We start from the raw sequence: 2676 nt of genomic DNA on the forward strand, positions 1-2676 counted from the left end.
CAAGTATCCATGTCTTCGAAAATATTGGGAGTCAATTCAAATGAGCAAATTTGGTTGCCCTATAAAGACGATTCGATAGCGGTCACGCAATTATTTGTAGATCATAATTACATGAGCAACCTTGGGCTTGAGCTAGTAGCGGGCAAGAGTTTCGGTCGATCAATTTCTGGCAATGAACAATTTGTAATTGTAAATGAGCAGTTCACAAAAGTACATGCATTTGAAAGTCCCGAACAAGCCATAGGCAAACCAGTATTGATTAATGACAGCACTGAATTGCGAATAGCAGGGGTCATGCAAAACTTTCATTTTCAAAACCTTTCTCAAAAGATTGAGCCGTTATTATTTAGAAACAGGTCGGAGGAATTCAAATATGCCAATGTGAAAATTATCTCGGATGATGTAGCAGGTACTATCACACATATGGAAGAAGAATGGAAAAAAATGAGCACTTTAAAGTTTGAAGCCAAATTCTTTTCTGATGAGATTGATGACGCTTTTGATATCTACACGAATATTGTGAAGATCTTCTTCTTTCTTGGTTTGCTCGCCATCACTATCTCTTGTTTAGGGCTGTTAGGTATGGTAGTGTTTAGTACTCAAAGCCGTACTAAAGAAGTAGGTATAAGAAAGGTAATGGGAGCACCAGTGTTAGACATCACTTATCTGCTCACGAAAGATTTCTTCAAGCTGATGATTATTGGCTCCGTTATTTCCATTCCCATTTCGTATATGCTGTTTACGGTTTTGATCGCTCAACAAAATGCATACTCCACTGGCATTGGAGTTCTACCAGTAGTGGTGAGTCTGTTTATTTTGCTGGTTTTGGGCCTGCTAACGGTAATGTCTCAAACATGGAAAACGGCTACCTCCAATCCAACGGATACGCTGAGGTACGAGTAATATTATTTCAGTTTCTCATTATTCTTATGACGGTCCGAATCTCGGGCCGTCTTTTTTTCAAAGTTTTTCTCGAGAGCCTGAGTTAGATCAACTCCAGTTTGATTAGCAAGACAAATCAATACCCAAAGCACATCGGCCATTTCATCACCAAGGTCTTTATTCTTATCAGATTCTTTTTCTGACTGCTCACCATAACGCCTTGCCATAATACGAGCTAATTCGCCTACTTCCTCGGTAAGAATAGTCATGTTGGTAAGTTCATTGAAATAACGAACCCCGATGGTTTTTATCCACTCATCTACCTTTTGCTGTGCTTCTTCTATGGTCATGATGATATTTATTTATCAGACGCCACCTTGATCCCCTAAGGGTGAGAGGTCTCCTTAAACCGGAGATTTCACTGTCGTGCCTCCCTCGAAATGACGACAATTATCTACTTCTTGTCCTTGCTGTCAATAATAATAGTCACTGGCCCATCATTAACCAAGCTAACTTTCATATCTGCGCCAAACTCACCTGTTTGAATGTCTCTCTTTAGCTCCCGAACAATGGCCTTAATAAAACTATTATACATGGGCACAGCAATCTCAGGTTTAGCTGCTTTGATGTATGAGGGCCTGTTGCCTTTTTTTGTACTTGCATGCAAAGTGAATTGGCTAATGAGTAAAATCTCACCTTGCACATCCAAAAGACTCTTATTCATTACGCCATCTTCATCATTGAAAATACGTAGATTCAGAATTTTCCTTACGAGCCAGTCAATGTCCTCTTGATTATCTTCTCCTTCAATTCCTAAAAGGATCATAAGACCTTTACCTATTTGGCCTTTGATATGACGTTCAATAGTTACAGAAGCCTCAGAAACACGTTGGATTACGGCAATCATTCAATCTCCAATCCATTTTCCCACTCCAGAAAATCATCAATCTCCTGTTGAATTTTATTGTAGACCCATATAATAACTGTGAAATCATCTACTAAACCAGTAATAGGAATAAAATCGGGAATCAGGTCTAGAGGCGTAACAAAATATACCAGCGCAGCCACAATCAAGAGGATATTCTGAAGCTTTATATTTCTATATTCTCCTCTCTTGTAGGCCTTCACCATCCTAATTAGAACCCTGATTCTGTCTATAAATTTGCTGCCCTTAAAGCTCTCTAAATTAACTGCACCTAGCTTTTCTGTAGAATTAGCAAAAAGCTGTTTGAGCCTATCATTGTTATTAAGAACAGACGATGCCTTTTCTCTCGCTTTCTCAAAAAATTTATTTTTCTCTACGTCTTTCATTGATCAACTTTTAAAATGTCTCCCAAATCTCTCTTTTCACACTTAACAAGGCATGATTTATTGGATCTGGTTCCTTCTGTATAGTTCTCTCAAATATCATTTTTGATAAATCTACACCAGTTGCTTCTGCCGGCATGTTACTTACAGCATCATTAATGGTTACTATCAAATCTTCCTTTGCCGATTTAACAAGATCCCACACCTCCTCACTCATATATAACTGTTGAGATACATTGTGGTTATACTCTTCTCTAATTTCATTTAAAAGTATCTGCTGAAATTCCTTAGCCGTATAACTCCCATTGTTTAACCTAACAATAAGGTTATTAGGGCTAATACGCTCCAAAAACAAGATGACACGCTCAAAGGCATGAAGCCTGTTTGGTAATACGGTTTCTATACTCTTACCACGCACTTCTATTCTTTTCTTGTCCAGCTCGCTATTTATAAATGATTTGACAATCAGATACATTGCATAAAGTA

General features: G+C 38.2%; 5 protein-coding genes. 1 reads left to right on the forward strand and 4 read right to left on the reverse strand.

Annotated elements, in window-relative coordinates; translation table 11 throughout:
* The coding region (locus E1140_RS00775) for an ABC transporter permease (protein ID WP_343034108.1) at window positions 1–903 on the forward strand (903 nt) is incomplete at its 5' end.
* A 2-nt stretch (window positions 904–905) separates the two neighbouring features.
* On the opposite strand, the gene E1140_RS00780 is transcribed toward E1140_RS00775, so the two are convergent.
* From E1140_RS00780 to E1140_RS21260, 4 genes are all read right to left on the reverse strand, one after another.
* Window positions 906–1232 carry a nucleotide pyrophosphohydrolase gene (locus E1140_RS00780; RefSeq protein ID WP_155178047.1) on the reverse strand — a complete coding sequence of 109 codons (327 nt, stop codon included), beginning with the start codon at window positions 1230–1232 and terminating at the stop codon, window positions 906–908.
* Window positions 1233–1336: 104 nt separating this feature from the next.
* Window positions 1337–1789, reverse strand: a complete 453-nt coding sequence (gene dtd, locus E1140_RS00785; protein WP_155178048.1) for a D-aminoacyl-tRNA deacylase — start codon at window positions 1787–1789, stop codon at window positions 1337–1339.
* Window positions 1786–2193: a YkvA family protein gene (locus E1140_RS00790; protein WP_155178049.1), complete on the reverse strand. Its 408-nt coding sequence runs from the start codon at window positions 2191–2193 to the stop codon at window positions 1786–1788. Before E1140_RS00790 ends, dtd begins: the two co-directional genes overlap by 4 nt.
* Window positions 2194–2203: 10 nt before the next feature.
* Window positions 2204–2676, reverse strand: a 473-nt coding sequence (locus tag E1140_RS21260) for a DUF7935 family protein (protein ID WP_185153345.1), incomplete at its 5' end; no start/stop codon positions are given.

This window comes from Fulvivirga lutimaris (genome assembly GCF_009711525.1).
Taxonomy (GTDB): Bacteria; Bacteroidota; Bacteroidia; order Cytophagales; family Cyclobacteriaceae; genus Fulvivirga; species Fulvivirga lutimaris.